Raw genomic sequence first — 24,952 nt, forward strand, 5'->3', positions numbered from 1 at the left:
TTACTTCTCCGCTCCTGCTGCAGCGGGTGCAGCCTCGGCCTGCGCGCCACGGGGCGCACGGCGGCGGTCGCCACGATCGCGGGCCGGCTTCTGGGCCGCCTGCTCACGAGCGAGTTCCTTGTTGGTCAGGTCACCCTTGTAGATCCAGACCTTCACGCCGATGCGGCCGAAGGTGGTCTTCGCCTCGTAGAAGCCGTAGTCGATGTTCGCGCGGAGCGTGTGCAGCGGCACGCGACCCTCGCGGTAGAACTCCGAGCGGCTCATCTCGGCGCCGCCGAGGCGGCCGGAGACCTGGATACGGATGCCCTTGGCGCCAGCGCGCTGCGCGCCCTGGAGACCCTTGCGCATCGCACGACGGAAGGCCACACGAGCAGCGAGCTGCTCGGCGATCCCCTGCGCGACGAGCTGAGCATCGGCCTCGGGGTTCTTGACCTCGAGGATGTTCAGCTGGATCTGCTTGCCGGTGAGCTTCTCGAGGTCGGCGCGGATGCGCTCGGCCTCGGCGCCGCGGCGGCCGATGACGATACCCGGGCGAGCCGAGTGGATATCCACGCGGACACGGTCACGGGTGCGCTCGATCTCGACGCGGGACACACCCGCGCGATCGAGCTGCTTGGTCAGGTGCTGGCGGATCCGGATGTCCTCGGCGAGGTAGTCGGCGTAGCGCTGACCCTTCTTCGTGGAATCCGAGAACCAACGCGACACGTGATCGGTGGTGATCCCGAGGCGGAAGCCATAGGGATGAATCTTCTGGCCCATTTACTTGGCTCCCTTCGATGCCGCGAACTCATCAGCGGACTGCAGAACAACCGTGATGTGGCTCGTCCGCTTGTTGATACGGAATGCGCGGCCCTGTGCACGTGGGCGGAAACGCTTGAGCGTCGTGCCCTCGTCGACGTAGGCGCGAGCGATGACCAGCTCGTCCTCGTTGAGACGCAGGTTCTCCTTGTCGGCCTTCACGCGCGCGTTGGCGATCGCAGAGGCGACGAGCTTGAAAATCGGCTCCGCCGCGGCCTGCGGGGCGAACTTCAGGATGGCGAGTGCCTCCTGCGCGTTCTTCCCGCGGACCAGATCAATGACACGACGGGCCTTCTGGGGGGTGATGCGGATTTGACGCACGCGTGCGATCGACTCCACCATTTCTCTTCCTCCTTCACGTCCCCGCGTTAGCGGCGACGGCCCTTCTTGTCGTCCTTCACGTGCCCACGGAAGGTGCGGGTCGGGGCGAACTCGCCCAGCTTGTGACCGACCATGGTTTCGGTGACGAACACCGGGATGTGCTTGCGACCGTCGTGGACCGCGATGGTGTGACCCAGCATGGCCGGGATGATCATCGAGCGGCGCGACCAGGTCTTGATGACGTGCTTGGTGCCAGCTTCGTTCTGGACAACCACCTTGCTCAGCAGGTGATTATCGACGAAGGGGCCCTTCTTGAGACTACGAGGCATCTTCTACTCTCTCCTACCGGGCGACTAACGCTTCTTGCCAACGGTGCGGCGACGAACGATGAGCTTGTCGCTTTCCTTGTTCGGACGGCGCGTGCGGCCTTCCTTCTGGCCCCAGGGGCTGACCGGGTGACGGCCACCCGAGGTGCGGCCTTCGCCACCACCGTGGGGGTGATCCACCGGGTTCATGACGACACCGCGGACGGTCGGGCGAACGCCCTTCCAGCGCATACGGCCGGCCTTGCCCCAGTTGATGTTCGACTGCTCGGCGTTGCCCACCTCGCCGATGGTCGCGCGGCAGCGCGCATCGACGTTGCGGATCTCGCCCGAGGGCAGACGCAGCTGGGCGTAGGGGCCGTCCTTCGCCACGAGGCGAACCGAGGCACCGGCGGAACGGGCCAGCTTGGCGCCACCGCCCGGCTTCAGCTCGATCGCGTGGATGACGGTACCGGTCGGGATGTTGCGCAGCGGCAGGTTGTTGCCGGGCTTGATGTCGGCGCCGGCACCCGACTCGACGATGTCGCCCTGCTTCAGCTTGTTCGGAGCGATGATGTAGCGCTTCGTGCCGTCCACAAAGTGCAGCAGCGCGATGCGCGCCGTGCGGTTGGGGTCGTACTCGATGTGCGCGACCTTGGCGTTCACGCCGTCCTTGTCATGACGACGGAAGTCGATGACGCGGTACTGGCGCTTGTGGCCACCACCGATGTGACGGGTCGTGATGCGGCCCTGGTTGTTGCGGCCACCGGTCTTCGGCAGCGGGCGGAGCAGCGACTTCTCGGGAGTCGATCGCGTGATCTCAGCGAAGTCAGCAACGCTCGATCCGCGACGACCCGGAGTCGTCGGCTTGTACTTACGAATAGCCATGTTGTGTTCCTCTTCGCCCCTTCTACAGCGCAGCCGTGAAGATGTCGATGGATCCAGACTTCAGGGTGACGATCGCGCGCTTGGTGTCCTTGCGCTTGCCGGCGCCGAACTTGGTGCGACGCGTCTTGCCCTTGCGGTTCAGCGTGTTGATCTTGCCGACCTTCACCCCGAAGACCTCTTCGATCGCGAGCTTGATCTCGGTCTTGGACGCGTCGGGCTGCACCTCGAAGGTGTACTGGCCGTTCGCGTCGATGAGGTTGTAGCTCTTCTCCGAAACGATGGGTCGGATGATGACGTCGTGTGCGGACTTGTTCAGGCTCACTTCGTTTCCTCCTTGGCTGCACGGCCGGCGACAAATGCGTCGAAGGCGGCCTTGGTGAAGACGAGATCGTCGCTGACAACCACGTCGTAGGCGTTGAGCTGATCCTGGTACAGCACGTGCACCTGCGGGAGGTTGCGCACGCTGAGCGCGGTCAGCTCGTCCTCACGGACGATGACGACGAGGACGCGCTTGCTCGGAGCCACCGTCGCGAGGAACTCGCGGGCGATCTTCGTGCTGGGCTTCTCGTCGACGCCGAAGCCCTCGACGACGTGCAGACGGTTCGCGCGGGCGCGATCCGAGAGCAGGCCGCGGAGCGCAGCAGCGATCATCTTCTTGGGGGTGCGCTGCGAGTAATCGCGCGGCACGGGGCCGTGGACGACGCCGCCGCCGCGGTGCTCGGGAGCACGGACGGAACCCTGACGGGCGCGGCCGGTGCCCTTCTGCTTGAACGGCTTGACACCCGAACCGGAGACCTCGCCGCGGTTCTTGGTCTTGTGCGTTCCCTGGCGCGCAGCTGCGAGCTGAGCGGTGACCACCTGGTGGATCAGGGGAACATTGGTCTCGACGGCGAAGAGCGCCTCCGGCAGGTCAACCGACCCGGCCTTCTTGCCCTTCGCATCGAGCACCTCGAGCTTGGTAGCGGTAGCCATGAACTACGCCCCCTTCACTGCGTTGCGAACGAATACGAGACGACCGCGTGCACCGGGAACCGCACCCTTGACCAGGATGAGGCCTTTCTCGGCGTCGATCGCCTGAACGGTGAGGTTCTGCAGGGTGACGCGCTCGCCACCCATGCGACCCGGCATGCGCTGTCCCTTGAAGACACGACCCGGGGTCGATGCGCCGCCGATGGAACCGGGCTTGCGGTGGTTGCGGTGCGCGCCGTGCGACGCCGAAACACCCTTGAAGTTGTGACGCTTCATGGCACCGGCGAAGCCCTTGCCCTTCGAGGTCCCGACGACGTCGATCTTCTGACCGGCCTCGAAGGTGCTCTCGACGGTCAGCTCCTGGCCGAGGCTGTACTCGCCGGCATCGGAGGTGCGGACCTCGGTGACGTGACGGCGCGGCGTGACGCCGGCCTTCTCGAAGTGACCGGCGGTCGGCTTGTTGACCTTGCGCGGATCGATCTGACCTGCGGCGATCTGCACGGCGCTGTAGCCGTCCAGCTCGGCGGTGCGGATCTGGGTGACGACGTTGGGTGCCACCTCGATGACGGTGACGGGAACGACATTGCCGTTCTCGTCCCAGACCTGCGTCATACCGAGCTTGGTGCCCAGGAGACCCTTGACGTTGCGTTCTACTGACATGTTCGGACCCCCCTTAGAGCTTGATCTCGATGTTGACATCGGCCGGGAGGTCGAGACGCATGAGCGAATCGACGGCCTTCGGGGTGGGATCGACGATGTCGATCAGACGCTTGTGCGTGCGCTTCTCGAAGTGCTCGCGGCTGTCCTTGTACTTGTGAGGCGAACGGATCACGGCGATCACGTTCTTCTCCGTGGGGAGCGGCACGGGGCCGATCACGGTCGCACCCGCGCGGGTCACCGTGTCGACGATCTTCCGTGCGGAGCTATCAATGACCTCGTGGTCATACGACTTCAGTCGGATGCGGATCTTCTGTCCCGCCATGTGACTCTCTACTTTCTACTTGCGTCGTACGGCACGGATCGGGTCCGCGCCGCATTGGACGTCTTGCGTATCAGCGCCCTGGCATTCGGTCGTTCGAAAACGCACGTGCTGGGTCTCTGTTCACCTGTCAATACTCGGACGCGCACGAAAACGGCCGGACCTACGGTCTGGCCGCACGATCTTGCCGTACTGAGGCGTACGAGTGGTGTTCGCTACCCGCGGCCTAACGCCCCGGCGAACCGGAGCCGTTATGCACAGCCTGGCAGTGATCCCCGCGCGTGCGGGGAGTACTGAACCTGTCTATTCTGACACAGCGGGCGGCGTCGATGCAACCCGGGCGTGTCGCGCTGGCAAGAGCCGCGGCAGGAGCAGGTAGAAGACCAGCACCGCGAGGCCCGCGACCAGGAGCGCGAGGGTCCCGAAGAGCGAGGTGAAGAGGCTGCCGAGCCCGAGAAGCGAGGTGGTGAGCGTGCAGAGCGCGGTGATCCCGGACGCCTGCACGTGCGAGTACCCGAGTTGCTGGATCCGCTGGTAGACGTGCTCCTTGTGCGGCTCGTCCCACTTGTGGCCCGCGCGCACTCGCTTCACGAGGGTGACCCCGACATCGCCGAAGTAGATGACCATCGGCCCGATCGTGGCGAGCAGCGGCACTCCCGTGACGAGGGCGGCGAAACTCGTGACCGCGACCGCGCCCCCGAGCAGATAACTCCCGACGTCACCGAGGAATGCCCCCGGTTTCGTGAGGTTCCAGGGCAGGAAGCCCGCGAATCCGGCCGCGATCACGGCACCCGCGAGCGCGAGCCAGATCGCGCCGACCCACCAGCCGGCGATGGCGAAGGTGACACCCGCGATCACCCCGTGGAAACCGCTGATGCCGTTGAGCCCGTCCATGAAGTTCGCGACGTTGATGTAGCTCGAGATGAAGAGCACCGCGTACACGCACAGCAGCACGAGCAGCCACAGGGGCAGCGCCGTGACGTCGAGGCCCAGGACCCAGGGGAACGCGGCGCCGGAGGGGCGCGACGCGATCCAGGTGAGCAGGATCGCGGTGGTCGCGGCGATGCCGAGGAGCCACGCGCTGCGGGCTCCGACGCTGAGCCCTCGCAGATCCTCCCGCAGCCCGAGCAGGCCGGCCGCGACCGTGCCGCCGACCACCACGAGCAGCAGCGTCCACGTCGATCCCGCGGGGGACGCGAGCAGCCACACCCCGAGCCCTCCCCCGACGGCGATGGCGATGAGCACCGCGAGCCCCAGGCCGCGCAGCACGGGGCGGTCGTGCGACGAGCGTTCGTTGGGCACGTCCATGATCCCGAGCCGGACGAGCAGGGGCCGCACGACGTATGGCAGTACGGCGCTCAGCACGAGGGTGACGGCGCCGGGGAGCAGGGCGAGCGCGAGCGGGGTCACTGGATCCGTTCCTCGGCTTCCTCGGTAAGGTCGAGGCGTTCGATCCACCCCTGGTGGTCGAGCACCTCCGGCGAGATCATGTCCACGTGCGCGTGGGAGATCTTCGGGTGGAACGGGCGCTCGTTGCCCTCGCCGTCACCGACGAGCTCCTCGTGGAGCTTCTCCCCGTGGCGAAGCCCGGTGAAGCGGATCTCGATGTCCTTGCCCGACTGCGCGATCATGCGACGCGCGACGTCGAGAATCGGGACGGGCTCCCCCATGTCGAGGATCAGCACCTCGCCGGGCCGTCCGATGCCGCCGGCCTGGATGACCAGTTGGCAGGCCTCGGGAATGGTCATGAAGAACCGGGTGACCTCCGGGTGCGTCACCGTGACCGGGCCGCCGGCGTCGATGAGCTTGCGGAACGTCGGGAGCATCGACCCGCGGCTGCCGATGACGTTGCCGAAGCGCACCGACAGGTAACGCTGGCCCGTCTCCTCGGCCATCCACGCGGTGAGCTTCTCGGCGACGCGCTTGGAGTGCCCGAGGACACTCGTGGGGTTTGCGGCCTTGTCCGTCGAGATGTTCACGAAGGTGCCGACACCGGCGGCGCGCGCCGCCCGCAGCACCCCCAGCGTGCCCAGCACGTTCGTCTTCCAGGCCTCGTCCGGGTACTGCTCGAGCATGGGGAGGTGCTTGAGCGCGGCCGCGTGGAACACCACATCGGGGCTCCGCTCGGTGAAGATCCGCGTCAGGTTCTCGTGGTCGCGGATGTCGGCGAGCACGACGTCCTTCGTGTCGAGCAGGCCGTGCCCGCTGATCGACAGCTGCGTCTCCTGCAGCGCGGTTTCGTCGCGGTCGAGCATCATCAGCTCGCGCGGAGCGAAGCGGGCGAGCTGCCGGCACAGCTCCGAACCGATCGAGCCGCCGGCACCGGTGACGAGCACCCGCTTGTCCTGGAGGTACTCCGCGATGGAGTCGGTCTCGAGCCGGACCGGGTGCCGCCCAATGAGGTCCTCGATGGAGAGCTCGCGCACGTCCGAGATCGCGGAGGAGTTCTGCAGGATCTGCTCGAGCGGGGGCAGCACCATCGTGGTCATCCCGGCCCGGTCGGCCGCCTCGTCGACCTGGCGCATGAGCACCGAGTCCGCGTCGCCGATGCAGACGATGAGCCGCGTCGCGCGGGTCTCCCGAGCCACGCGGCGCAGATCCTCGAGCCCGCCGAGCACCCGGACCCCGCGCACCTCCTGATTCCGCTTGTTCGGGTCGTCATCGAGGAATCCCACGGGCAGCGCGAAGCCCTTGACGTCGGTCAGCAGCCGCTTCGCCGTCTGCACGCCGAGATACCCGGCGCCGTAGAGAAGGGTGCGCTCCGCCTCGAGCCCTGGCTTCATGCGCCGCTCCCCTGACAGCCGCGTCAGATAGCGGGCGACGCCCATCAGGCTGAAGGTGATCGGGGCGGCGATGATGAGGGTGCTGCGCGGGATCCCGTTGCCGTAGCCCACGAGGTACGCGACCAGCCAGGCGACGACCAGCACCGCCGTGACGTTGAGCACGAGCGCGCGGACCTCGTCGAAGCTTCCGACCTCGTAGCGGTTGCGGTAGAGCCAGAAGACCCAGCCGCCGAGCAGCTGGAGCAGGATGGTGACGGCGATGATGACGGCCGTCCACCCCCAGTGGATGCGGGCGAGGTTGAAGTCGAACCGCAGGACGAGCGCGGCGAAGATGCCGACCGCCCAGGCGAGGGCGTCGAGCGTGAAGAGGAGACCGTACTGCCGCGCGAAGTGCGCGGTGCGCTGACTCGAGGTGTTCGACACACACACTCCGTTTCTTGGAACTCATCACGGGCGGCGCCGTCCCGCCCTGTTCGAGGATACCGCTCCCCGCGTGGTCGCCCTGGCAAGGTTCCGGGTGCGCCGCGAGAGCGAGCCCGGGCGCACCCACCATCTTCGCTCTTCCGCCGGCGGATCGGGCGCGGAATAATGGGGCCAGGGACGCTCCGTCCCGTCTCCGCAACGAAGGGTGTCATCATGGCAGTGGAAGATCTGGGCAAGAAGGCCGCCGACCTCGCAGGCCAGGCCGGCGAGTTCGCCAAGCAGAACGCCGACAAGATTCAGGACGCGCTCGGCAGCGAGCAGGCCGAGGGCATCAGCGACAAGATCCTGGGCGGCGCCGCAGATCTCGCGAACAAGGTGACCGGAGGCAAGTTCGCCGACCAGGTCGAAGACGTGCGGGCGAACCTGGACGGCAAGATCGGCAACGAGTAGTCTCGCGCCGATCCGAACAGCAGAAAGCCCCCGGGACGGATCCCGGGGGCTTTCTCACACCGTCACCGGCGTGATGCAGTCGGAGACTAGGCGATCACCTTGGTCACCGTGCCGGCGCCGACGGTGCGGCCACCCTCACGGATCGCGAAGCCGAGGCCCTCTTCCATAGCGATGGGCTGGATCAGCTCAACGACCATGTCGGTGGTGTCGCCGGGCATCACCATCGGCTTGTCCTCGGGCAGGGTGATGACACCGGTCACGTCAGTCGTACGGAAGTAGAACTGCGGACGGTAGTTCGTCTCGAACGGGTTGTGGCGGCCGCCCTCGTCCTTCTTCAGGATGTAGGCGGTGCCCTCGAACTTCGTGTGCGGGGTGATCGAGCCCGGGGCCACGACGACCTGGCCGCGCTCGACGTCCTCACGCTTGGTGCCGCGGAGCAGCAGACCACAGTTCTCGCCGGCCCAGGCCTCGTCGAGCTGCTTGTGGAACATCTCGATGCCGGTGACGGTGGTCTTCTGCGTCGGACGCAGACCCACGATCTCGACCTCGGAGTTGATCTTCAGCGTGCCGCGCTCGGCGCGACCCGTGACGACGGTGCCACGACCGGTGATCGTGAAGACGTCCTCGACGGGCATCAGGAACGGCTTGTCCTTGTCGCGCACGGGATCGGGGATGCTGGAATCCACGGCCTCCATGAGCTCGACGATCGAGTCGACCCACTTCTCGGTGCCCTGGAGCGCCTCGTAGCCCGACACGCGGATCACGGGGACGTCGTCTCCCGGGTAGCCCTGCTTGGAGAGCTCCTCGCGGACCTCCATCTCGACGAGCTCGAGGATCTCCTCGTCGTCGACCATGTCGCTCTTGTTGAGCGCCACCATCAGGTACGGCACGCCGACCTGCTTGGCGAGGAGGATGTGCTCCTTGGTCTGTGCCATCATGCCGTCGGTGGCGGCAACCACGAGGATCGCGCCGTCCATCTGGGCAGCACCCGTGATCATGTTCTTGATGTAGTCGGCGTGGCCCGGTGCATCAACGTGCGCGTAGTGGCGCTTGTCGGTCTCGTACTCGACGTGCGAGATGTTGATGGTGATGCCGCGCTGGCGCTCCTCAGGAGCAGAGTCGATCGTGTCGAAGTCGCGCTGCACGTTCACGTCGGACGGGAACTTGTCGGCGAGCGTCTTCGAGATCGCCGCGGTAAGGGTGGTCTTACCGTGGTCGACGTGACCGATCGTTCCGATGTTTACGTGCGGCTTGGTCCGCTCGAACTTGGCCTTCGCCACTATGGTCCTCCTCAGGACATCGAGTACCGTTTGCCCTCCGACGGTTTCGGAGGGAACGAGTACGGGTGTGTGTACTTATGTTACAAGCTCAGGCCTGTGATCGCGACCTGAGCCGGTGGTCGGCGGTGAGCGATGGGCTCACCGCCGACCCTCGGGCAGTGTTACTCGCCCTTGGCCTTCTGCACGATCTCATCGGCCACGGCCTTCGGAACCTCAGCGTAGGAATCGAAGGTCATCGAGAACACGGCGCGACCGCTGGTCTTGGACCGCAGGTCGCCGATGTACCCGAACATTTCGGAGAGCGGGACGAGCGCGCGGACGACCTTGACGCCGCTCGCATCCTCCATCGCCTGGATCTGCCCACGACGGGAGTTCAGGTCGCCGATGACGTCGCCCATGTACTCCTCGGGCGTGCGCACCTCAACGGCCATCATCGGCTCGAGCAGCACGGGCTGCGCGAGACGAGCGGCTTCCTTGAACGCCATCGAACCGGCGATCTTGAAGGCCATCTCCGAGGAGTCGACGTCGTGGTACTGGCCGTCGAGCAGCGCAGCCTTGACGTTGACCATCGGGAAGCCCGCGAGGATGCCGTACTGCATGGCGTCCTGGATACCGGCGTTGACCGACGGGATGTACTCGCGCGGGACGCGGCCACCGGTGACCTTGTCCTCGAACTCGTAGATCTTGTCGCCGGACTCCTCGGTGTCGAGCGGTGCCAGCGAGATCTGCACCTTCGCGAACTGACCGGAACCACCGGTCTGCTTCTTGTGGGTGTAGTCGTACTTCGGCACCTCGCGACGGATCGTCTCGCGGTACGCGACCTGGGGCTTGCCCACGTTCGCCTCGACCTTGAACTCCCGCTTCATGCGGTCGACCAGGATGTCGAGGTGCAGCTCGCCCATACCCGCGATGACGGTCTGGCCGGTCTCGGCGTTCAGGCTCACGCGGAAGGTCGGATCCTCCTCGGCGAGCTTCTGGATCGCGAGCGACAGCTTCTCCTGGTCGCCCTTGGTCTTCGGCTCGATGGCCACCTCGATCACGGGCTCCGGGAAGGTCATCGACTCGAGCACGACCTGGTTGTTCGGGTCGCAGAGCGTGTCGCCGGTCGTGGTGTCCTTCAGACCGATGACGGCGTAGATGTTGCCCGCCGTCAGATCCTCGACCGGGATCTCCTTGTTCGCGTGCATCTGGAAGATCTTGCCGATGCGCTCCTTCTTGCCCTTGGTCGAGTTCACGACCTGAGCACCGGAGTCGGCCTGACCCGAGTAGACGCGCACGTAGGTGAGGCGACCGAAGAACGGGTGCACCGCGACCTTGAACGCGAGCGCCGAGAACGGCTCGTCCGCAGCGGGACGGCGCTCGATGACCTTGGTCTCATCGCGGGGATCGTGCGCCTCGATGGCACCGACGTCGAGCGGGTTCGGCAGGAAGTCGACGACCGCATCGAGCATCGGCTGGATGCCGCGGTTCTTGAACGCGGAACCGCAGTAGACCGGGTAGATCTCGTTGTTGACGACGAGCTTGCGGATCGCAGCCTTGATCTCGTCGATCGAGAGCTCCTCGCCGCCGAAGTACTTCTCGAGCAGCGCGTCGTCGGTCTCGGCGACCGCTTCGACGAGCTGACCACGGTACTCCTCGGCGCGCGCCTGAAGGTCGGCCGGGATCTCCTGGATCTCGTAGTTCGCACCGAGCGTCACGTCACCCTTGGCGTCGCCCTCCCAGACGAATGCCTTCATGGTGAGCAGGTCGACGACACCCGTGAACTCCGACTCGGAGCCGATGGGCAGCTGCATGACGAGCGGCTTCGCGCCGAGGCGCTTGATGATGGTGTCGACCGTGAAGTAGAAGTCGGCCCCCATCTTGTCCATCTTGTTGACGAAGCAGATGCGGGGAACGCCGTACTTGTCGGCCTGGCGCCACACGGTCTCGGACTGGGGCTCGACGCCCTCCTTGCCGTCGAACACGGCGACCGCTCCGTCGAGAACGCGGAGCGAGCGCTCCACCTCCACGGTGAAGTCCACGTGGCCCGGCGTGTCGATGATGTTGATCTGGTTCTTGTTCCAGAAGCAGGTCACCGCGGCGCTGGTGATGGTGATGCCGCGCTCCTTCTCCTGCTCCATCCAGTCGGTGGTCGAGGCACCGTCGTGGGTCTCGCCCAGCTTGTGGTTCACACCTGTGTAGAACAGGATGCGCTCGGTTGTGGTGGTCTTGCCGGCATCGATGTGGGCCATGATGCCGATGTTGCGGACCTTGCTCAGGTCGGTGAGCACGTCTTGTGCCACAGGGCTCTCCTCCAGGTGGGGGTGAAAGTTCAGGACGCGGGGCGCTGAGCGCCTCGCTGCTGGCGGGTTGGATCACACAGGGCGATCCAACCCGCCAGCGGGGGTCCGCGGAGTGGTTACCAGCGGTAGTGAGCGAACGCGCGGTTCGACTCGGCCATCTTGTGCGTGTCCTCGCGACGCTTCACCGCGGCACCGAGGCCGTTGGATGCGTCGAGAATCTCGTTGGTGAGACGGTCGGTCATCGAGTTCTCGCGACGAGCCTTGGCGTAGTTGGTCAACCAGCGCAGTGCGAGCGTGTTCGCACGGTGCGGCTTGACCTCGATCGGCACCTGGTAGGTGCTGCCGCCGACACGACGCGAGCGGACCTCGAGGGTGGGGCGCACGTTGTCGAGCGCCTTCTTGAGGACCGTCACGGGATCCTGGCCGGACTTCTCGGCCACGTTCTCGAGTGCACCGTAGACGATGCGCTCAGCGAGGCCCTTCTTTCCGTCGAGGAGGATCTTGTTCACCAGTTGGCTCACAATGGGGGCGCCGTATACGGGATCGGCGACAACGGGGCGCTTCGGAGCAGGACCCTTACGAGGCATTACTTCTTCTCCTTCTTCGCACCGTAGCGGCTCCGAGCCTGCTGACGGTCCTTGACCGCCTGCGTGTCGAGTGCGCCGCGCACGATCTTGTACCGGACACCGGGGAGGTCCTTGACACGACCGCCGCGCACGAGCACCATCGAGTGCTCCTGCAGGTTGTGTCCCTCGCCCGGAATGTAGGCCGTGACCTCGGTTCCGTTGGAGAGCTTCACACGGGCGACCTTACGCATCGCCGAGTTCGGCTTCTTCGGGGTGGTCGTGTACACACGGGTGCACACGCCGCGCTGCTGAGGGTTCGCCTTCAGGGCGGGAGCCTTGGTCTTGGAGACCTTCGGCGTACGCCCCTTACGAACCAGCTGCTGAATAGTAGGCACTGATTCTCCTAGTTGGTCCTGCACGGTGACAGGAGTGCTTCATCTGGTCAAGCATGTGCCCGCTCTCGCGAGCACGGAGCTGCTGTTGCCTGGGCGCCACTCGCGTGTCGCCTCGGCAGCCGAGTGCAGCTATGCCGTGGGGGTATCAGCCTCGGAATGAGGCGAGTGACCCTTGCGGGGGCTCCGCCGTGTGCCGATCGCACCGAGGCACGACAAACAGGCAGGTGGAACACCCCAACAGTCAACTATAGGCGTTCGGTCGCGCCCGCGCAATGCCGCGGGACGGGTCTACTTCGGGGGTTCGAGCGTGCGGCTGAGCTCGTCGAGCATGGCCTGGACCTGGGGCTCCACGAAGCGCTGGATCGCGGTCTCGATCCGGGCGCGATGCGTCATCACGGCGAAGCAGACCTCCCGCCCGGTGTCCTCGGCGCACCGGTCTGCGAGTTCGATCTCCTGGCGCAGACGCTGCTTCTCCTCCGCGTTCAGCGGCGGGCGCGGCAGCGGCGGCGCGGGCTTCGTCTCCTCCGCGAGCCCGGCGAGGGTGAAGAGGAACGGCTGCTCACCGTCATCGCGTTCGGGATCCGGATCCAGGCCGTCGTACTCGGGCGCGAGCCCCGCCGCGGGATCGTACCCGCCCGCGGTCCACATCTCGTCGCCCGTGAGCTCCGCGTGCAGCGTCGGCAGCTCGGACGCGGTGACCTCGTCGACCCGCTTGTCGATGATGCGCTGGAGGCGGGAGACGAGGGCGTGGGTGACCTGGTGCGGAACGTCGGCGGGGAGCCCGGCCGCGGCCAGGAACGGCGACCCGGTGCACCGCCGGCACAGGCGGGCGCGACCCCGGTGCGTGCCCGGGCTCCAGCTCGGCACCCACCGCAGCCAGGCGTCGACGGCGACGCTCACCCGCTCCTCGATCGTCCCCGTCACGATCACTCGTCCTCCTCGGTGCGCTCCCACGGCCACTTCGGCGTGGCACGATCAGTGTAGACGCGGCGCGCGAGCACTGCCCAGAACAGCAGCGCCGCGATTCCCCAGATCGGGATCAGCGCCGCGGCGAACGGGCTCACCCAGGTCTCGTCGATGGACATCCCGGCGAGGATCCCGCCGAGGCACCAGACGAGGTAGGCGCCGAGCGCCGCCGCGATGATCAGGCCCCACGCGGGGGCGCGCTGCCCGCGCAGCAGGATCAGCGCCTGCTGCCACAGCACCGCGCCGAGCGCCAGCACCGCTGCCACGACCAGGATCGGCGCGGCCCACCTCGGCACGGCGTCGCTCGACACGGGCTCGAGCCCGCTGCTGAGCGCGAGCACTCCCCATGTCGCCACGAGCAGCGCGATCGCGACGGTCACGGCAGCCAGGATGAGGCCCCCGACGTATCCACGGGTCACCCCGTGGCGGGAGCCGGAGGTCATGCCTGCTTCGCCTGCGCCTCCGCGACCGCGACCTCGTACTCGGCCAGCGCCTCGGCGTTGCGGGTCTTGAGCTTCCGGCCGCGCGCGCCGATCCAGGCACCGAACCAGATCGTGGCCTCGCGCGCCACCAGTGCGGCGGCGATGGCGGGAATGCTGAGCCCGAACTCCCCGATGTTGTCGAGCGGGGAGCGCTCGAAGAGCACCCGGACCCCGTCAGCGGACACGGCGCTGCCGATCGTCGCCGCGATCCAGACCAGGGCGCCGACGAAGAACCCGCCGAGCACGTAGGCCCACCAGCCGGCGCGACCGAAGATCAGGACGAGCAGCACCAGACCGAGGAGGAACGCGACGACCCCGGCGATAAAGCCCCAGTTGAGCGCGAGCTCGGTCACCCGGTCCACGAACTGGGAGGGAGGCGTGGACGGAGCGATCCAGAGCGCGAGTACCCCGGCGTACACGGCGGCGAAGCCGAGGGTCGCCAGGATCGCGATGAGCACCCCGCCCCCGCGGTTGCCCTTGATGTCCGGCGGCATCGGCGTCTGCACGTAGAAGGCGGCCATGGGGTGGTCGCTGCTGATCCGGATCTCGCCGTCGCGCGCGTCGGAGGCCGCTGCCACGGGGGTGTCCGCAGCGGCGCTCGGCAGATCGTCGAGTGTGGTGAGGCGGCTCGTCTCCCCCGCGGCGGCCCCGGCCGGCTCGAGGTCGAGTTCCGTGTCGATCGCGGCGAGCTTCTCGCGGCGCACCTGCTCCGCAGCGGCCCCGTCGGCGTCGACCACCGTCTCCACAACCGTCTCCTCGACGACCACGGTCTCCACGGCGGCAGCGTCGCCCGCGCCCGCCTCCTCGGCGGAGTCCCGAGCACGCTCGACGGCGTCGCGCACGTCGGATCGGCTCGTCTCGGTCTCCTCGACCGGTGCACCCGGGGGCGTGTCGCGGTTCTCGCTCATGGCCTCACCTTTCGTTGCGTCCCTCATTGTCCTCCAGATCGGTGAGCCCGAAGAACAAACGTTTTGCCGCCACAGTACAAGCGCATGGAGGGAATGTGGCGCCCCCGCGCGGGGCACGGCGCAAAAAACAGCGGGCGCCCACCCCGGAGGATGGACGCCCGCTGTCGGTGCTCTGACCCTAGCTGTAGTTGCCCGGGTTGAACTCGTCAGCCGTGAAGCTGTCGAAGTCGACGAACGACAGGTCGTTCTCGTCGAAGGTGCCCTCGGTCGCGAACAGGCGGTTCGGGTACCGCTCCGCCTTCGCCTCCTCGGTCGCCTGGACGTCGACGTCGCGGTAGACGCTCAGGCCGGTGCCGGCCGGGATGAGCTTACCGATGATGACGTTCTCCTTCAGGCCGATGAGCGGATCCTTCGATCCCTCCATCGCGGCCTGCGTGAGCACACGCGTCGTCTCCTGGAACGAGGCGGCGGACAGCCACGACTCGGTGGCGAGCGAAGCCTTGGTGATCCCCATGACCTCGGCGCGCGCCGTGGCGACGCGCTTGCCCTCGAGCAGCGCCTCGCGGTTGATGCGCTGGTACTTCGCCCGGTCGACGAGCTCGCCCGGGAGCAGCTCGGTCTCGCCGTGATCCACGACGGTGACCTTGCGGAGCATCTGGCGGACGATGACCTCGATGTGCTTGTCGTGGATCGGCACACCCTGCGAGCGGTAGACGTTCTGCACGCCCTCGACGAGGTAGCGCTGCACGGCGCGCTCGCCGGGGATGTGCTTCGTGCCCTGGGTGGAGCCGACCTGGAGGATGTCCTTCGGGTCGAGCGTGCCCTGCAGGAACGGCTGGCCGAGCTCGACGTGGTCGCCGTCCTCGACGATCAGCGTCGCGCGCTTCAGCACGGGGTAGGCCTTCTCCTCGCTGCCGTCGTCCGGCGTGAGGAGGATGCGACGGCTCTTCTCCGTGTCCTCGATGACCACCCGGCCGGCCGCTTCCGCGATCGGCGAGGCACCCTTCGGGGTCCGGGCTTCGAAGAGCTCCTGCACGCGGGGCAGACCCTGCGTGATGTCGTCGGCCGAGGCCGAACCACCGGTGTGGAAGGTACGCATGGTGAGCTGCGTGCCCGGCTCGCCGATCGACTGCGCCGCGATGATGCCCACGGCCTCGCCGATGTCGACGCGCTGGCCGGTCGCGAGCGAACGGCCGTAGCAGGTCGCGCAGACGCCGACCGCGGACTCGCAGGTCAGGACCGAGCGGACCTTGATCTCCGTGACACCCGCTGCGAAGAGCTTCTCGATGAGCACGTCGCCGACGTCCTCACCCGCGCTCGCCACGACGGCGCCGCTCGCGTCGACCGCGTCCGAGGACAGCGTGCGCGCGTAGACCGAGTTCTCGACGTTCTCGTCGCCGACGAGCACACCGTTCGCGTCGATCTCGGCGATCGGGAGGTCGAGGCCGCGCTTCGTGCCGCAGTCCTCCTCGCGGATGATCACGTCCTGCGACACGTCCACCAGACGACGGGTCAGGTACCCGGAGTCGGCGGTGCGGAGCGCGGTATCGGCGAGACCCTTACGGGCACCGTGGGTCGCGATGAAGTACTCCGCCACCGACAGGCCCTCGCGGTACGAGTTGATGATCGGACGCGGGATGATCTCACCCTTCGGGTTCGACACCAGGCCGCGCATACCGGCGATGTTGCGGATCTGCAGCCAGTTACCACGGGCGCCCGAGGACACCATCCGGAAGATGGTGTTGTCCGCGGGGAACGCGTCGCGCATGGCGGCGGCCACCTCGTCGGTCGCCTCCGTCCAGATCTCGGTCAGGGCCTTCTTGCGCTCGCTGTCCTGGATCATGCCGCGATCGTAGTCGCGCTGCACCTTGGCGGCGCGCTTCTCGTGCTCGGCGATGATCTCCGCCTTGTTCGACGGGGTCACGACGTCCGAGAGCGCAACGGTCACACCGGAGCGCGAGGCCCAGTAGAACCCGGCGTCCTTGATGCGGTCGAGCGTGGCGGCGACCTCCACCTTCGGGTACCGCTCCGCGAGGTCGTTCACCAGACCCGAGAGGGTGCCCTTGTCGGCCACGCGCTCGAAGTACGGGTAGTCGACGGGCAGCGCCTCGTTGAAGATCGCGCGGCCGAGAGAGGTCTCGACGAGCAACGGCTTCTCCGTGGTCACGCCGGCGTCATCGGTGTAGCCGATGAGACGGAGCTTCACCTTCGCGCCGAGGTCGAGGGTGCCCTCGTCCATGGCGAGGATCGCCTCGGCGATCGAGCCGAAGGCGCGGCCGGTGCCGGTGCCCTCGGGCTTGATCGTGGTGAGGTGGTGCAGACCGATGATCATGTCCTGCGAGGGCAGGGTCACCGGGCGGCCGTCCGACGGCTTCAGGATGTTGTTCGACGCGAGCATCAGCACGCGGGCCTCGGCCTGGGCCTCGACCGACAGCGGCAGGTGGACGGCCATCTGGTCGCCGTCGAAGTCGGCGTTGAACGCCGTGCAGACGAGCGGGTGCAGCTGGATCGCCTTGCCCTCGACGAGCTGGGGCTCGAACGCCTGGATGCCGAGGCGGTGCAGCGTCGGTGCGCGGTTCAGCAGCACGGGGCGCTCGCGGATGATCTCCTCGAGCACGTCCCAGACCTCGGAGCGCGCGCGCTCCACCATGCGCTTCGCGGCCTTCACGTTCTGCGCGTGCGACAGATCCATGAGGCGCTTGATCACGAACGGCTTGAAGAGCTCCAGCGCCATCTGCTTGGGCAGACCGCACTGGTGCAGCTTCAGCTGCGGGCCGACGACGATGACCGAACGGCCCGAGTAGTCGACGCGCTTGCCGAGCAGGTTCTGACGGAAGCGGCCCTGCTTGCCCTTGAGCATGTCGCTCAGGGACTTCAGCGCGCGGTTGCCGGTGCCCGTGACGGGACGGCCGCGTCGGCCGTTGTCGAATAGTGCGTCGACGGCCTCCTGCAGCATGCGCTTCTCGTTGTTCACGATGATCTCGGGGGCACCGAGATCGAGCAGACGACGGAGGCGGTTGTTGCGGTTGATCACACGACGGTAGAGGTCGTTGAGATCGGAGGTCGCGAACCGGCCGCCGTCGAGCTGCACCATGGGGCGGAGCTCCGGCGGGATCACGGGGACGACGTCGAGCACCATCGCGGCCGGGCTCGCACCCGTCTGCAGGAAGGAGCTGACGACCTTCAGGCGCTTGATCGCACGGATCTTCTTCTGACCCTTGCCCTCGGCGATCTGCAGGTGCAGCTGCTCGCTCTCGGCCTCGAGATCGAAGGAGAGCAGACGGCGCTTGATCGCTTCGGCGCCCATGTAGGCCTCGAAGTAATCGCCGTAGCGATCCATGAGGTCCGCGAAGACCGCGTCCTCGGGCTTCAGGTCGCCGACCTTCAGGTTGCGGAAGTCCTCCCAGACGCGCTGGAGGCGGGCGATCTCCTCGTCCTTCTCCTTGCGGATCGCGGCCATCTCCTTCTCGGCGGAGGCCTCGGCGCGACGGCGCTGATCGGCCTTCGCCCCCTCGGCCTCGAGCGCGGCGAGGTCGGACTCGGCCTGCTGCTGGCGCTGGGCGATCCCGATGTCGCGCTGGTCCTCGAGCGCCTTCAGCTCGAGCCGCAGCTCGGCCTCCAGCTCGCCGAGATCCTCGTGACGGCCCTCTTCATCGATGTCGATGATCATGTACGCGGCGAAGTAGATGACCTTCTCGAGGTCCTTCGGCGCCATGTCGAGCAGGTAGCCGAGACGCGAGGGCACACCCTTGAAGTACCAGATGTGCGTGACGGGCGCGGCGAGCTCGATGTGGCCCATGCGCTCGCGACGGACACTGGACTTGGTGACCTCGACACCGCAGCGCTCGCAGACGATGCCCTTGTAGCGGACGCGCTTGTACTTCCCGCAGGCGCACTCCCAGTCGCGGCTCGGTCCGAAGATCTGTTCGCCGAACAGACCGTCCTTCTCCGGCTTCAGTGTGCGGTAGTTGATGGTCTCCGGCTTCTTGACCTCGCCGAACGACCAGCTGCGGATGTCGTCGGCGGTCGCCAGACGGATCTGCAGCTCGTTGAAATCTGTACCCTCGAGCAAGTTTTCTCCTTGGTAACTTAAGAATCTAGTGCGGCTCGAGCTTCATCCTCGGATGAAGCTGCAGAAACTCAGATCTCGTCGATCGACGAGGTCTCGAAGCGGGAGGACAGGTTGATGCCGAGCTCTTCCGCGGTGCGGTGCGCCTCGTCGTCGTTGTCGCGCAGGTTGACGGCGTTGCCGTCGGCCCCGAGCACCTCGACGTTCAGGCAGAGCGACTGCATCTCCTTCATGAGCACGCGGAACGACTCCGGCACACCGGGCTCGGGGATGTTCTCCCCGCGCACGATCGCCTCGTAGACCTTCACACGACCGAGGATGTCGTCGGACTTCACCGTGAGCAGCTCCTGCAGCGCGTAGGCGGCACCGTACGCCTCGAGCGCCCAGACCTCCATCTCGCCGAAGCGCTGTCCACCGAACTGCGCCTTTCCGCCGAGCGGCTGCTGCGTGATCATCGAGTACGGACCCGTGGAGCGCGCGTGGATCTTGTCGTCCACGAGGTGGTGCAGCTTCAGGATGTACATGTAGCCGACCGACACCGGGTACGGGTACGGCTCGCCCGAGCGTCCGTCGAAGAGACGGGTCTTGCCGCTGGATCCGATGAGCCGCTCGCCGTCACGCGTTTCCAGCGTGGAGTCGAGGAGCCCGGCGATCTCCGCCTCGGACGCACCGTCGAACACCGGGGTCGCGACCTTGGTATCGGGTGCGGCCGAGAGCGCCTCCTGGGAGAGCTTCGCAGCCCACTCCGGGTTGCCCTCGACGTTCCAGCCCTGCTTGGCGATCCACCCGAGGTGGATCTCGAGCACCTGGCCGAAGTTCATGCGGCCCGGGATGCCCAGCGGGTTCAGGATCACGTCGACAGGGGTGCCGTCCGCGAGGAACGGCATGTCCTCGACCGGCAGGATCTTCGAGATGACGCCCTTGTTGCCGTGGCGACCGGCGAGCTTGTCGCCCTCGGTGATCTTGCGCTTCTGGGCGATGTAGACGACCACGCGCTGGTTGACACCCGAGCCGAGCTCGTCGTCGTTGTCGTTCTCCGCATCGAAGACCTTGACCGACGTGACGGTGCCCGAGACGCCGTGCGGCACCTTGAGGGACGTGTCGCGCACCTCGCGGCTCTTCTCGTTGAAGATCGCGCGCAGCAGGCGCTCCTCGGCCGAGAGCTCGGTCTCGCCCTTCGGGGTGACCTTGCCGACGAGGATGTCGCCGGGGGTGACCTCGGCGCCGATGCGGATGATGCCGCGCTCGTCGAGATCCTTCAGCGCCTCCATGCTGGCGTTGGGGAGGTCGCGGGTGATCTCCTCCTTGCCGAGCTTGGTGTCGCGGGCGTCGACGTCGTACTCCTCGATGTGGATCGACGAGAGCGTGTCGTCCTTCACCAGGTTCTGGCTCAGGATGATCGCGTCCTCGAAGTTGTGACCCTCCCAGGACATGAACGCCACGAGGAGGTTCTTGCCGAGCGCGAGCTCGCCGTTCTCCGTCGCGGGGCCATCCGCGATGACCTCGCCGGCCTCGATGCGCTCGCCGGCCTTGACGATCACGCGGTGGTTGTAGTTCGTGCCCTGGTTCGAGCGGTCGAACTTGCGCATGAAGTAGCTCTTCGTGCCGCCCTCGTCCTGCTGGATCGTGACGACGTCGGCCGACACATCGGCGACGACACCCGACTTCAGCGCGGTGACCACGTCACCGGCGTCGATGGCCGCATAGCCCTCCATGCCGGTGCCGACAAGCGGAGACGAGCTGCGGACGAGCGGGACGGCCTGACGCTGCATGTTCGCGCCCATGAGCGCGCGGTTCGCATCGTCGTGCTCGAGGAACGGGATCAGCGAGGTCGCGACCGACACCATCTGGCGGGGCGAGACGTCCATGTAGTCGACGCGGGCCGCGTCGACCAGGATCACCTCGGAGCCACGGGGGCGGGCGAGGACCTGCTTCTCGGCGAACTTGCCGTTCTTGTCGAGCGGCGCACCGGCCTGCGCGATGAGGAACTCGTCCTCCTCGTGCGCGGTGAGGTAGTCGACCTGGTCGGTCGCCTTGCCGTCGATGACCCGGCGGTACGGCGTCTCGATGAACCCGAACGCGTTGATGCGCGCGAACGTCGCGAGGGCGCCGATCAGGCCGATGTTCGGGCCTTCCGGGGTCTCGATGGGGCACATGCGGCCGTAGTGCGACGGGTGGACGTCACGGACCTCGACGCCGGCGCGGTCACGCGACAGGCCGCCGGGGCCGAGCGCGGAGAGACGGCGCTTGTTGGTCAGGCCCGCGAGCGGGTTGTTCTGATCCATGAACTGCGACAGCTGCGACGTCCCGAAGAACTCCTTGATCGCCGCGAGCACGGGGCGCGTGTTGATCAGGGTGTTCGGCGTGATCGCCTCGATGTCCTGCGTCGTCATGCGCTCGCGCACGACGCGCTCCATGCGGCTCAGGCCGGTGCGGACCTGGTTCTGGATGAGCTCGCCCACCGCGCGGATGCGACGGTTGCCGAAGTGATCGATGTCGTCGGTGTCGAGGCGGATCTCGACCGGCTTGCCGTCGCGGACGCCGGGGAGCTTCTCGGTGCCGGCGTGCAGCCCGACGAGGTACTTGATCGTCGCGACGATGTCCTCGAGCGACAGCACCGAGTCGGTGATGGGGGCGTCGAGACCGAGCTTGCGGTTGATCTTGTAGCGACCGACCTTGGCCAGGTCGTAGCGCTTCGCGTTGAAGTAGCTGTTGTCGAGGAGCGCGCGCGCGGCCTCGATGGCCACCTGCTCGCCCGGACGCTGCTTGCGGTAGATGTCCTTGAGCGCCTCCTCCTGCGTGACGATGGCGTCCTTCTCGAGGGTGAGCGCGATCGACTCGTAGCCGGCGAACTCCTCGAGGATCTCCTCGCTCGTCATGCCGAGGGCCTTCAGGAAGACGGTGACCGACTGCTTGCGCTTGCGGTCGATGCGGACGCCGACCTGGTCGCGCTTGTCGACCTCGAACTCCAGCCAGGCGCCGCGGCTCGGGATCACGCGTGCGGTGAAGACGTCCTTGTCGCTCGTCTTCTCCTGGGTGCGCTCGAAGTAGACGCCCGGGCTGCGGACGAGCTGCGACACGATGACGCGCTCGGTGCCGTTGATGATGAAGGTGCCCTTGTCGGTCATGATGGGGAAGTCGCCCATGTAGACCGTCTGGCTCTTCAGCACCTGCGTCTCGGTGTTGTAGAAGGCCGCCTCGACGTAGAGCGGCGCGGAGTAGGTCTTGCCCCGCTCCTTGCACTCCTCGATGGTGAACTTCTGCTCGTCGAGGATCGGGTTCTCGAACGAGAGCTGCATCGTGCCGGCGTTGTCCTCGATCGGGGAGATCTCATCGAAGATCTCCTCGAGGCCGCTCTTCAGCGCGATGTCGTCGCGTCCTTCGGCCTGTGCCTCAATGACGCGTTCCTTCCACGCGTCATTGCCGACGAGCCAGTCGAAGCTCTCGAGCTGCAGTGCCAGCAGATTGGGCACCGACAGCGTGTCGGAAATCTTGGCGAAGGAGAGCCGCTGGTGGTTGCGGCCGTTCTTCGGTGGATGGGATGACGATGCGTTGCGCGCAGCAGCCAAGGAAACTACCTCCGTGGGCCCCGTCGGGCCGATTGACTTAGTCTTGCGGGAGTTGCTTCTGGATCACTCGCGGGGCCCATCTGCGCTTTCGCGCCAGCTCCCGGGGCCTACCTCTATATGCAGGCACACTGGTGTCCGTAGTGCAACTATCAACTGTAACATCTTCGCCCGGGCGTGTCCAGCGTCGATCCCGGGACTCAGGGAGTCGCCCGACCGCCACCAGTAGGGTGGGCGGATGGGAGCTCCTGCATCATCACCCGCCGCCGTCGCGGAGCGGCGCCGCATGCGGGTCGCATCGTGGTGGGCGATCGTCGGGATCGCGCTCGTGGTCGCGGGCGGGGCGGCCCTCCGGTTCGGCGATGCCGGGCCGCTCGGGATCGACGAGTGGTGGCAGGGCCTCGTGTCGCTCACGCGGGGATCGGCGCCCTACGCCGTGGCCGTGTTCATGGCCGAGGTCGGGGGCGGAGTGGGGGCCATCGCCTGCACCGTCATCGCCGCAGCCCTGCTCCTCGCCGTGCGGCAGGCCCGGGACGCCGCAGCGGTCGCCACGGCGATGCTGCTCGGGGTCGCCGCGTCGGAGACCATCAAGGCGCTCGTCGTGCGGCCGCGCCCGTGGGATCAGCTCTACGCCTCGCACGGCAGCTCGTACCCGTCGGGGCACTCGATGGGGGCCGCGGCACTCGCGGTCTCGCTCGCGCTGGTCGTGACGTACAGCGAGTCCTTCTCCCCCGCCGCCACGCGGGTGGTCTGGGCGGTCAGCACGGCCTGGATCCTGCTCATGATGTGGAGCCGCACCGCGCTGCACGTGCACTGGCTGAGCGACACCCTCGCGGGCGTCGTCCTCGGGATCGGCGCCGCGATCCTCGCGCGACGGTTCTGGATCCAGCGCGCCTAGCGCCCCAGCAGCTCGTCGACTCCGCCGCCGGGGAGCGCGAGCGTCACCTGCGTGCCCCACGGGTCGTGCACCACCACGGCGCGGCCGTCGTCGGCGAACGCGATCCCGCGGGAGGCGAGCCGTGCGACCAGCGCGTCGAGATCCTGCCGCCCGGGGAGGGTAATCGCGACGTCACCCAGACCGAGCCGTGCGGCGCGCGGACCCGCGCCGTTGCTGTTCCAGGTGTTCATCGCGACGTGGTGGTGGTACCCGCCGGCCGACGCGAACAGCGCTCCGGGGTACCCGGTGACGGTCGGCTCGAACCCGAGCGCGTCGACGTAGAACCGCTCGGCGGTCGCGATGTCGCCCACCTGCAGGTGCACGTGCCCCACCCGGCCCGGTGTACCGGACTGGTCCGCGGGATTCCCCGAATCGAGATGCGTGCTGCCGAGATGCGTGCGGAGATAGGCGTTGGGGTCGAGGAAGCTCGTTCCCATCTCCAACTGCCCGTTCTTCCGCGTCCACTGCTCGCGCGGCCGATCCACGTAGAGCTCGATCCCGTTTCCCTCGGGATCGGTGAAGTAGAAGGCCTCGCTCACGAGGTGATCGCTCGACCCGACGAACCGGCTCTCCGGGTGCTGCGCCGCGCGGAGCACGGTCGCCGCGAGCGACGGGGCGTCGTCGAAGAGGAATGCCGTGTGGAAGAGCCCCGCGTCCCGCGCATCGACGGCCGGGAGGTTCGGGGTGTGGATCATGCGCACGAAGGGGGTGGTGCCGCGGCCGAGCACCCGGTGCACCTCCGCGCCCCGCGCGCGCTCCTCGATCGGCGCGAGGGCGAGCGCCTCCGAGTAGTACGACGACATCCGCTCCAGGTCGCCGACGCGCAGCGACACGGCATCCATGGCGAGCAGGGGGCTCAGGATCCGGTCCTCGACCGGCGCGGGGGTGGGGGTGCTGCTCATCATCGACTCCAAGGATTTACTTTAAGGTACAACCAAATCGTACCCGCATTTAGTTGCAGGTACAAGTACCTTGCTAGACTGCCAGCGTGAGCGCCTCCCCCGACACCCCGCTCGATACCCCGCTCGACCACCGCGAGCGGGCCGCGATCGCGCGACTGCACGCCCTGCTCGAGCTGCTGCCGTCAGCCCTGGACCGCAAGCTGGCACCCCTCGGTGTCACCTCGTTCGAATACACCCTGCTCGACGCACTCGACACGGCACCCGAGCTCCGCCTCCGCCTGACCGCGCTGGCCGGCCGCACGAACGCCACGCTCCCCCGCCTGTCGCGGGTGGTGTCGGCGCTCGAGCGCCGCGGGCTGGTGGAGCGCGCCGCGTGTCCCGAGGACGGCCGGGCGACGAACGCGATCCTGACCGCGCGCGGGACCGAGGTGGTCACGGAGTGCCGCGGGCACTACGCCGAGGCGGCGCGGGAACTGATCCTGAGCGGCCTCCGCGAGCTCCCGGGCGACGGGGTCGCCCAGCTGACCGACGTGAGCACGGCGATCCTCGGTGCTCTGGATCCGGATCGCCGCCTCGCCGCGCGGTGCGGCACGGGCGAGCCGGCCTGCCCCGCGGACCCGCCGACGGCAGCGCACCCGACAGCAGCGCACCCGACGGCAGCGCACCCGACGGCGTAGAGTCGTATG

General features: G+C 67.2%; 23 protein-coding genes. 3 read left to right on the top strand and 20 right to left on the bottom strand.

Going from position 1 to position 24,952, the window contains the following annotated elements; all coding sequences use genetic code 11:
- The 10 genes from rpsC to MUN76_RS05295 all read right to left on the bottom strand — a co-directional run bounded on the left by rpsC (position 1) and on the right by MUN76_RS05295 (position 7,463).
- Complete coding sequence (gene rpsC / locus MUN76_RS05250; protein WP_244687796.1) at positions 1-759, bottom strand: 30S ribosomal protein S3; 759 nt, start codon at positions 757-759, stop codon at positions 1-3.
- Positions 760-1,140, bottom strand: coding sequence for a 50S ribosomal protein L22 (gene rplV, locus MUN76_RS05255; protein ID WP_166322742.1), 381 nt, complete (start codon positions 1,138-1,140; stop codon positions 760-762). It lies immediately after the preceding gene.
- A 26-nt stretch (positions 1,141-1,166) separates the two neighbouring features.
- Complete coding sequence (rpsS, locus tag MUN76_RS05260; protein WP_244687798.1) at positions 1,167-1,448, bottom strand: 30S ribosomal protein S19; 282 nt, start codon at positions 1,446-1,448, stop codon at positions 1,167-1,169.
- 24 nt (positions 1,449-1,472) lie between these two features.
- A complete protein-coding gene (rplB, locus tag MUN76_RS05265; protein WP_244687800.1) occupies positions 1,473-2,309 on the bottom strand; it encodes a 50S ribosomal protein L2 in 837 nt (278 codons plus the stop codon).
- A gap of 22 nt (positions 2,310-2,331) precedes the next feature.
- Entirely contained in the window at positions 2,332-2,631 is a 300-nt protein-coding gene (gene rplW, locus MUN76_RS05270) for a 50S ribosomal protein L23 (RefSeq protein ID WP_244687802.1), read from the bottom strand.
- A complete protein-coding gene (gene rplD, locus MUN76_RS05275; RefSeq protein ID WP_244687804.1) occupies positions 2,628-3,281 on the bottom strand; it encodes a 50S ribosomal protein L4 in 654 nt (217 codons plus the stop codon). Before rplD ends, rplW begins: the two co-directional genes overlap by 4 nt.
- A 3-nt stretch (positions 3,282-3,284) precedes the next feature.
- On the bottom strand, positions 3,285-3,938 hold the full coding sequence (gene rplC, locus MUN76_RS05280; protein WP_244687805.1) for a 50S ribosomal protein L3: 654 nt from the start codon (positions 3,936-3,938) through the stop codon (positions 3,285-3,287).
- A 13-nt stretch (positions 3,939-3,951) separates the two neighbouring features.
- Complete coding sequence (gene rpsJ, locus MUN76_RS05285; protein WP_010156393.1) at positions 3,952-4,260, bottom strand: 30S ribosomal protein S10; 309 nt, start codon at positions 4,258-4,260, stop codon at positions 3,952-3,954.
- Between the two features lie 300 nt (positions 4,261-4,560).
- The gene (locus MUN76_RS05290; RefSeq protein ID WP_244687807.1) at positions 4,561-5,667 is read right to left on the bottom strand and encodes an MraY family glycosyltransferase; all 1,107 of its coding nucleotides are present in this window, start codon (positions 5,665-5,667) and stop codon (positions 4,561-4,563) included.
- Complete coding sequence (locus tag MUN76_RS05295) at positions 5,664-7,463, bottom strand: polysaccharide biosynthesis protein (protein ID WP_244687809.1); 1,800 nt, start codon at positions 7,461-7,463, stop codon at positions 5,664-5,666. The genes MUN76_RS05290 and MUN76_RS05295 overlap by 4 nt, the downstream gene beginning before the upstream one ends.
- Positions 7,464-7,676: 213 nt before the next feature.
- Here MUN76_RS05295 and MUN76_RS05300 point away from each other — a divergent pair, with 213 nt between their 5' ends.
- Complete coding sequence (locus MUN76_RS05300; protein WP_244687810.1) at positions 7,677-7,913, top strand: Rv0909 family putative TA system antitoxin; 237 nt, start codon at positions 7,677-7,679, stop codon at positions 7,911-7,913.
- Positions 7,914-7,999: 86 nt separating this feature from the next.
- On the opposite strand, the gene tuf is transcribed toward MUN76_RS05300, so the two are convergent.
- From tuf to rpoB, 9 genes are all read right to left on the bottom strand, one after another.
- Complete coding sequence (gene tuf / locus MUN76_RS05305) at positions 8,000-9,193, bottom strand: elongation factor Tu (protein WP_244687812.1); 1,194 nt, start codon at positions 9,191-9,193, stop codon at positions 8,000-8,002.
- Between the two features lie 161 nt (positions 9,194-9,354).
- Entirely contained in the window at positions 9,355-11,475 is a 2,121-nt protein-coding gene (gene fusA / locus MUN76_RS05310; protein WP_244687814.1) for an elongation factor G, read from the bottom strand.
- 116 nt (positions 11,476-11,591) lie between these two features.
- Complete coding sequence (gene rpsG / locus MUN76_RS05315) at positions 11,592-12,062, bottom strand: 30S ribosomal protein S7 (RefSeq protein WP_244687815.1); 471 nt, start codon at positions 12,060-12,062, stop codon at positions 11,592-11,594.
- Positions 12,062-12,436, bottom strand: coding sequence for a 30S ribosomal protein S12 (gene rpsL / locus MUN76_RS05320; protein ID WP_218115550.1), 375 nt, complete (start codon positions 12,434-12,436; stop codon positions 12,062-12,064). Before rpsL ends, rpsG begins: the two co-directional genes overlap by 1 nt.
- 288 nt (positions 12,437-12,724) lie before the next feature.
- Positions 12,725-13,360 carry a spermidine/putrescine ABC transporter substrate-binding protein gene (locus MUN76_RS05325; protein ID WP_244687817.1) on the bottom strand — a complete coding sequence of 212 codons (636 nt, stop codon included), beginning with the start codon at positions 13,358-13,360 and terminating at the stop codon, positions 12,725-12,727.
- 2 nt (positions 13,361-13,362) lie between these two features.
- Positions 13,363-13,845: a DUF6121 family protein gene (locus tag MUN76_RS05330; protein WP_244687819.1), complete on the bottom strand. Its 483-nt coding sequence runs from the start codon at positions 13,843-13,845 to the stop codon at positions 13,363-13,365.
- Positions 13,842-14,792 (bottom strand): hypothetical protein, encoded by a 951-nt coding sequence (locus MUN76_RS05335; RefSeq protein WP_244687821.1) that lies wholly within the window; start codon positions 14,790-14,792, stop codon positions 13,842-13,844. The genes MUN76_RS05330 and MUN76_RS05335 overlap by 4 nt, the downstream gene beginning before the upstream one ends.
- A gap of 178 nt (positions 14,793-14,970) precedes the next feature.
- Positions 14,971-18,864 (bottom strand): DNA-directed RNA polymerase subunit beta', encoded by a 3,894-nt coding sequence (locus MUN76_RS05340; RefSeq protein ID WP_244687822.1) that lies wholly within the window; start codon positions 18,862-18,864, stop codon positions 14,971-14,973.
- A gap of 68 nt (positions 18,865-18,932) precedes the next feature.
- A complete protein-coding gene (gene rpoB / locus MUN76_RS05345) occupies positions 18,933-22,430 on the bottom strand; it encodes a DNA-directed RNA polymerase subunit beta (RefSeq protein WP_244687824.1) in 3,498 nt (1,165 codons plus the stop codon).
- Between the two features lie 235 nt (positions 22,431-22,665).
- Between rpoB and MUN76_RS05350 the strand changes: the two genes are divergently transcribed.
- Positions 22,666-23,325 carry a phosphatase PAP2 family protein gene (locus MUN76_RS05350; RefSeq protein ID WP_244687826.1) on the top strand — a complete coding sequence of 220 codons (660 nt, stop codon included), beginning with the start codon at positions 22,666-22,668 and terminating at the stop codon, positions 23,323-23,325.
- On the opposite strand, the gene MUN76_RS05355 is transcribed toward MUN76_RS05350, so the two are convergent.
- Positions 23,322-24,266, bottom strand: coding sequence for a VOC family protein (locus MUN76_RS05355; protein WP_244687828.1), 945 nt, complete (start codon positions 24,264-24,266; stop codon positions 23,322-23,324). The genes MUN76_RS05350 and MUN76_RS05355 overlap by 4 nt on opposite strands.
- Before the next feature lie 86 nt (positions 24,267-24,352).
- Between MUN76_RS05355 and MUN76_RS05360 the strand changes: the two genes are divergently transcribed.
- Complete coding sequence (locus MUN76_RS05360) at positions 24,353-24,943, top strand: MarR family winged helix-turn-helix transcriptional regulator (RefSeq protein ID WP_244687830.1); 591 nt, start codon at positions 24,353-24,355, stop codon at positions 24,941-24,943.
- Positions 24,944-24,952 lie beyond the last annotated feature (9 nt).

The organism is Leucobacter rhizosphaerae (assembly GCF_022919175.1).
Taxonomy (GTDB): domain Bacteria; phylum Actinomycetota; class Actinomycetes; order Actinomycetales; family Microbacteriaceae; genus Leucobacter; species Leucobacter rhizosphaerae.